5 protein-coding genes and 1 pseudogene are annotated in these 6,696 nt (G+C 66.2%); 3 read left to right on the top strand and 3 right to left on the bottom strand.

All coding sequences use genetic code 11. From position 1 onward, the window contains the following. Positions 1–19: 19 nt before the first annotated feature. Both ACAM49_RS37790 and ACAM49_RS37785 read left to right on the top strand, forming a co-directional pair. Positions 20–816, top strand: a pseudogene (locus tag ACAM49_RS37790) (carboxyl transferase domain-containing protein); the annotation flags it as partial. Next, the gene (locus ACAM49_RS37785) at positions 698–1,099 is read left to right on the top strand and encodes a carboxyl transferase domain-containing protein (RefSeq protein WP_369640332.1); all 402 of its coding nucleotides are present in this window, start codon (positions 698–700) and stop codon (positions 1,097–1,099) included. The pseudogene ACAM49_RS37790 and the gene ACAM49_RS37785, both read left to right, overlap by 119 nt. Before the next feature lie 144 nt (positions 1,100–1,243). Here ACAM49_RS37785 and ACAM49_RS37780 read toward each other — a convergent pair whose 3' ends face one another. Both ACAM49_RS37780 and ACAM49_RS37775 read right to left on the bottom strand, forming a co-directional pair. Continuing rightward, the gene (locus tag ACAM49_RS37780; RefSeq protein WP_369640330.1) at positions 1,244–2,503 is read right to left on the bottom strand and encodes a helix-turn-helix domain-containing protein; all 1,260 of its coding nucleotides are present in this window, start codon (positions 2,501–2,503) and stop codon (positions 1,244–1,246) included. Between the two features lie 91 nt (positions 2,504–2,594). Beyond that, positions 2,595–4,268: an amidohydrolase family protein gene (locus ACAM49_RS37775; RefSeq protein WP_369640329.1), complete on the bottom strand. Its 1,674-nt coding sequence runs from the start codon at positions 4,266–4,268 to the stop codon at positions 2,595–2,597. Positions 4,269–4,397: 129 nt separating this feature from the next. Between ACAM49_RS37775 and ACAM49_RS37770 the strand changes: the two genes are divergently transcribed. Next, a complete protein-coding gene (locus tag ACAM49_RS37770) occupies positions 4,398–5,156 on the top strand; it encodes a GNAT family N-acetyltransferase (RefSeq protein WP_369640331.1) in 759 nt (252 codons plus the stop codon). A 113-nt stretch (positions 5,157–5,269) separates the two neighbouring features. Here the strand turns inward: ACAM49_RS37770 and ACAM49_RS37765 are convergent, their stop codons facing one another. Further along, positions 5,270–6,472: a 3-oxoacyl-ACP synthase III family protein gene (locus ACAM49_RS37765; protein WP_369640328.1), complete on the bottom strand. Its 1,203-nt coding sequence runs from the start codon at positions 6,470–6,472 to the stop codon at positions 5,270–5,272. Positions 6,473–6,696: the final 224 nt, after the last annotated feature.

Here is a 6,696-nt window from a genome sequence, read left to right as displayed (position 1 = left end):
GGACGGACAGCTGGGGTACGTGTACGCCCAGGACTTTCGGGTCCTGGGAGGGGCGTTGGGCGAGACACATGCGGCGAAGATCTGCAAGACGATCGACATGGCGGTGACTGCGGGGCACCGATCGTGTCATTGAACGACGGTGCCGGAGCGCGCATCCACGAAGGAATCGTCGCGCTGGCCGGTTACGGCGAGATCTTCCGGCGGACCGTGGCAGCGTCCGGGGTGGTGTCGCAGATCAGCGTCATGCTCGGCCCTGTGCTGGCGGGGCCGCATATGCGCCCGCGTTGACCGATTTCGTGTTGATTGTCGCTGGCACCTCCCAGATGTTCGTGACCGGCCCCGACGTGTGGAGGTCGTGACGAGTGAGCGCGTCACCCATGACGAACTCGGTGGCGCTGACGTACACGCCCGCATCTCCGGGGTCGCCGACTTCTGCTACGAGGACGAGGACACGTGTTTGGCGGACGTGCGCTACCTGCTGTCGCTGCTGCCAGCCAATCACATCCAGCATCCGCCTGGTACGAATGCACCGACCCCGTGAACCGTCGCGAGCGGGCATTGACGGAACTCGTGCCGGCCGACCCGCGGCTGCCCTTCGACATGCGGCGGGCGATCGCCGCGATCGTCGACGACGCCGAATACATGGAATTGCACGAGAATTGGGCACCGAACATCCTGTGTGCTCTGGCCCGGCTCGATGGTGCCACCGTCGGTATCGTCGCCAACCAGCCCCAGGTGCTGGCCGGTGTCCTCGACATCGCGGCCTGCGAGAAGGCCTCGCGTTTCGTCCAATACTGCGACGCTTTCAACATCGGCTTGGTCACGCTGCTGGACGTGCCGGGATTTCTACCCGGCACCGCGCAGGAACACGCTGGCCACTGGCATCATCCGCCACGGCGCACGCCTGCTCTATGCCTACGCGGATGCGACCGTGCCCCGGATCCAGGTCATCACCCGCAAGGCGTACGGCGGCGCCCGAGCGCGAGCGCGACGTGTGTGTGCAGCGCTACCGCGACGAGCTCATGCATCCCTACTACGCGGTCGAACGCGGGCTCGTCGACGACCTCATCGATCCCGCCGACAACCCGTCTCGTCCTGATTCGCGCATTGCGCGCTCTCGCGAACAAACGCGCCTGCGCACCGCAGCGTAAACACGGAAATCCACTGACATGATGGCCGACAATCAGGACCGAATGCCAAATACCTTGGGCCGGAGATGTTTCGACCAGACGGCCTCGTTCGGCTATGCGAGTCCGGCGACGGTGAGGAGTTTGGTGAGGTCTCGTCTGATGAGGTGGTGGTCGTGGCGGGAGAGTTTTTGTAGTGTGCGGTGGGCCATCCAGTCGTAGCGGATGTCTTCGGGGCAGGCGTGTTCGGCTTGTTGGAGGGCGAAGACGGCGGCGAAGTCTTCGCCGCGCTGGCCGTAGGCGTAGGCGGTGGTCAGGTAGTAGCGGACTTCCAGGTCGGCGGAAGCATCTTCGGGTAGGTCTACGTCGGCGGAGAGTCTGATGGCGTCGTCGACTCGGCCCAGTTGCAGTGCGATGTTCATCCCGGTGATGACGACTTCGGCTCGTCCGAAGCTGACGGTGTAGTCGGGCGCGTGGGAGTCGGGTACCTCGGCGGGCCGGTTGGGATCGAGCTTCGCGGCGACCTGGCCGGCTTCGGCCATGAGAGCCTCGGAGAGGGTGAGGTCGCCGGTACCGGCGGCGCCCTCGGCGGCGACCAGCAGTAGGGCCCCGTGCGCGGGACCGGCGAGCCGTTCGGGTAGGGCCGCCCGGGTCAGTCGCCGGGCCGCCGCGAGCGCGTAGTCGCGGCTTTCGGCGAGGTAGCCCAGCGACAGCAGGGCGCTGGCGACATGCCAGGAACTGACGGCGATGCGGGTCGGGTGCTCAGGGTGGGTCAGGATGCCGATCGGCCGGTCGGATACCAGCCAGGCCATGTGGTAGTCGCCCACGCGGGTCAGCAGCAATCGGGCGAGGTGATAGGCATCGGCCAGCACCCCGCCGGCCTCGGCGACCGGTCCGCCCGGCGTCGTGTGCGCGGCCGCACGAATCGAGCGTGCCGCAACTAGTACGGCGGGTAGCCGTGCGGCGAGCTCGGTGTAGCGGTGGGGCGAGCCGAACCAGGTGGCCCGGCACTGCTCGAGCGACGCGCGAACCGAATCCAGTTCTGGTAGAGGCTGTTCGGTATTGGTGGCGAACGCACGTGTCGAGGGGTGGTCCATGATGGCCCGGTTGAGCGCGGTGAGCTGTAGATCCATCCCGCGCGCGACGGATCGGCTCGAGGTCGGCCAGCCGATCAGCTCCATAGGGTCGTCGAAGTGGAGGACTTCGGCGAGCCGGTAAGTGATTTGGATGCTGTCGAGGAGGCTGCCGCCGCATTCGATCTTGCGCAGCCACTCCTCGCTGCGGCCGGCCAGCTGGGCGACGACGCGGCGGGAAAGGCCTAATCGGCGGCGGCGCAATTCGATTCGTTCCCCCACGGTGAGAACTCGGCTCGTCACTGTGACCCTTCCGCAGTGGCTGGATCGGGTGTCACCCAATAGTGTTGCCAGATGCTGTCCAGACCGGTCAGTTTAGCCGAAAAATATTGCCCTACAGTCGTTCTTGATGAGGCCGTAACGAAGTACCGGGCAGTTGACCAGTGAGTTGCCCGTTCGCCAGCACCGGTATTCCGGCGACGATGACATCATCGATACCTGTGGCCAGCACGCGAGGCCGTGCATAGGTGGCGTGGTCGCGGACGGTGGTGGGATCGATAACGGCTAGGTCGGCGGCCTGGCCGCGAGCGATCGTGCCGCGGTCGGTGAGCCGGAACCGGCGAGCCGGGCGGGTCGAGAGATGCTCGACCGCCTGCTCCCAGGTCCAGTCGTGCAGTTCTCGCACATGCCGGCGCAGCAGCCGCGCGAACGTACCGTAGCCGCGCGGGTGCGGGCGCGCGCCGACGTAGATGCCGTCCGATCCACCCATGTGCGCATCGTGGCGGAGCAGTTCGCGCAGCGAGTCCTCGGTGTCCGGAAAATCGAATATCACCCCGGCACACAGTGCGGTGTCGATGAGAAGGTCCGCGCAGAACTCGGCCGGCGCAACACCGACCTGTTGTGCGGCCTTGACCAGCCGCATCCCCGCCGCCCACCGGTACTCAGCGCCGGGCACATGAGCAAGGGTCAGCCGACCCCACAGCGACGGGCAGATCTCCGCGGCCAGCCGCTGACGAACCGCACGCTCACCAAGCATGGCGAGGGTGGCGTCGAGGTCGGCGCTGCTGAGCCAGCCGGGCAGCATTCCCGCCAGGATGCTGCACCCTCGCAGGTAGGGGTAGGTGTCGTAGGTGATATCGACCTCGGCGGCCAGTGCGGCTTCGATCAGCTCGACCAGTTGTGGCCCCGGGCCGTGATAGTGGGAGATGTGCACCGGCACTCCCGCTTTCCGGCCGATCGCGCACGCCTCGGTCATGCCCACCCCGGCGACCTCGCCGTAGCCGCGCATATGGGTCACATACGGCATTCCGTGTCTGGCTGCGGGTCGGCACACCGCGGCCAGTTCATGCACTGGGGCGAATCGGCCAGGGAGGTAACCCAGTCCCGAGGACACGCCCGCCGCACCCTGCTCGATGCCTTCCTCGACGAGGCGGACCATCGCCGCCAACTGCTGGGCGTCGGGCGGTTTCGGTGATCCACCCATCACGCTGTATCTGACCGTCCCGTGCGGTACGAGATACACGGTGTTCACCGCGGTCGTCGCGTGATATCCGGACAAGAGCTCGGCGACACTGAGCCCACGACCGGGCGGCTTGGTCCTCACCGAGTCACACGACCGCGCAGGGCCGGTGCGCATCACCTCGAACGAGAGCGCAGGGGGCCGTGGTCTGCGCGCCGACGGCGACCCGCGGAATTCTGGTCCGGCCGAAAACTCCTGGGCCTGCCCGATTTTCGGAGCCCGCGGTGTTGTCCAGGCTCCGTTGACTGCGCAGAAGTACCGCGACACCCATGACAGCGCCGCCGACGTCGCCGGTGCGAATGACAGCCCGTCCTGACCGAGCACAACGGTAGTCACCCCTTGCCGCAGCACCGCCAGCTGCACCGCCGGATCCCCGACGAGCGCGTCGCCGTGCACATGGGTGTCGATGAAGCCGGGCACGACATAGCGCCCCGCCGCATCGACCTCGGTGCGCGCGCGGGCCCGCGACAGCGTGCCGACCTCCTGTATCCGGCCGGCGACGATGGCGATGTCGGCCCGGTAGCCCGGCCGCCCGGTGCCGTCGAACACCGTGCCGCCACGAACCAGCAGGTCGATTTGCGTCGATACTCCGATTTGCCGGTTGATAACCGAATGGTGAACTCTTGCCGATTCCGGTGGCGTGCTCCCCGCCGAAGCTGAAACCTTCACGGGGTGGCAATGGTCGCCGATGCCGTCGTCGTCAGCGAGCTGACCGGGTTCCAGGGCCTGTCGGACCCGATCGCGCTGTACCGAGACGTCTTCGCCCTGCGACCGCAAGATCCCGCACCGAGCCCACGGTTGCTCGCCGCGCTGGCCCGAAACGGCGGTATCGCATTGGGCGCCTACACCGGTGGAGAGCTGGTCGGCTTCTGCTACGGCTTCCTCGGCATGAACCTCGCCGAGGATGCCACGCCGTATCACTACCTGGAGCTGATCGTGGTCCGCGCCGACCGACGCAACACCGGTATCGGCCGCAGGCTCATGTACCGGCTGCGTGAGGTGTGTCTGGACCACGGACTGCACGCCATCCACTGGGCCTACGACCCGCTGCGAGTCGACAACGCCCACTTCTACCTCGACGTCCTGGGCGCCTGCGGCTGCCAATACATTCCCAACCTGTACGGCATCGAACCTACCGGACGCGACCGCGGCCACCGCACCGACCGCATCATCACCCACTGGGACCTCACCGCCTCCCCTCGGCGCTGGCCCCAACCGCCGGCCGGGCTGCGCCCCGGCACCCCATTCGAGGATCCCCGGGCCGACACCGAGACAGTGTTGCTGGCCATCCCTACCGGCGAATGCCCTCCCCGGCTCCAAACCCAGATCTGCGACAGCTTGAACGACTTGATCACCAACGGCTTTCACGCCGTCTCGTGCCGCACAACCGCCGACAGCCTGACCGTCTACCGACTCGTCACCGGCATCTCCCGGTAGAACCTCCATCGACACAATGCACCTCCCCGCTCCGGTCCCGGCTGATCAGAGCCGCTCGACAAGGCTCCGCCCAGCATCTCTCCGAAATACAGCTGCTCACCAAGAGGCAAGCCTCACGACCATCTGATCAGGCTCAGGCCCACCGACATTCCACCCCCGAATCCGGCCAGCAACACCAGATCCCCGGAGCTGATCCCGCGTGAGCGGGCCGCCTGATCCAGCGTGAGCGGGATCGACGCGGCAGCGGTGTTGCCATACATCGCGGCCGTCTGATGCATCGTCGCGTTCGGCAGACCCAGCCGTGGAAACAGATCGTCGAGCATCACCGTGTTCGCCTGGTGCGCAACGATATGGCGAACCTCCTCGGGCGCAATCGAATGCTGCTTGAGGAACCGTCCGACCAGATGCGGCAGCCAGTCCAGGACAAAGCTACGGACTGCGTGTCCGTCCATCGTGAAATAGTGCAACCCCTTGTCGTGGATGGCCGGCGTATACGGAATCCGGCTGCCGCCGGCGGGAACCCGGATCAGGTCGGCGAGGTCACCGAAGCTGAACAGCGTTGCCCCGCGCAGTGTTGCCATCGATCGCTCGGACTTGCCGATCACGACCGCGCCGGCACCGTCACCGAACAACACCACAGTCTTACGGTCGGCTGGGTTCAGGGTCCGCGAGTACACATCGGCACCGATGACCAGCCCGTAGCCGCCGAGGGACGCCAGCATCGCCTGCGCCACCGACAAGGCGAACACGAACCCACTGCACACCGCGTTGATATCGAACGCGACCGCATTGCACGCCGACAGCTGCCGTTGCACATGGCACGCGGTCGGCGGAACCGGCGAATCCGGAGTCGAAGTGGCCACGATAATCAGCGACAGATCCCCAGCCCGAATACCCGCCGCCTGCAACGCATTCCGTCCCGCCGCAGCCGCCAGATCCGAAGTCGCCTCACCCGGGTCGGCCCACCGCCGCTCCAAAATCCCGGTCTTACGCCGCACCCACCCCTCATCGACCTGCGCCGCCGGCGCGATCTCACCGTTGCTGACCACCCGATCGGGCACCCGCGATCCAGTGCCGAGGATCCCCAACGACGTGGTCGCGTCGTGGGCGGGGTGGTCGGAATCCGCCAGCGCACATCCGCAGTAACAGTCAAGTCGGGGATCGTTGTTATGGAGCATCGAATACTCATCTCTACGCCTCCGGCCGACACCGCTGGCCGCCGAGTGAAATCTTCCGCACAGCGTATGGTCGGCCACCCGGTGGACCCGCAAATCCAGTGGCCACGGTTCATCGCGCACGACGGTGTCAACCGACATTTGGGCAGTTGGATCCGAGAATTCGCGGATCGCCGCCCGCCCATCTCTGCACCGGTGTTGGCGCCCACCAGTTTTGGTCATAGGGCAGTAGGGGCGCCCTATCCTGACTGAGAGGGTCTGTCCAGATAACGGTGTAACTCGGGTTGATTGGGTTAGTTCCGTCCGGCGGTGAGTCGGCCGTCGAAGGTGATGTCGAAGGCGTTCAACGCCGCTTTCCAGCGGGT

The organism is Nocardia sp. JMUB6875 (genome assembly GCF_041154655.1).
Classification (GTDB): Bacteria; Actinomycetota; Actinomycetes; order Mycobacteriales; family Mycobacteriaceae; genus Nocardia.
Note: the sequence above shows the minus strand (reverse complement) of the source record. Positions and strands in the feature narration are given on the sequence as shown.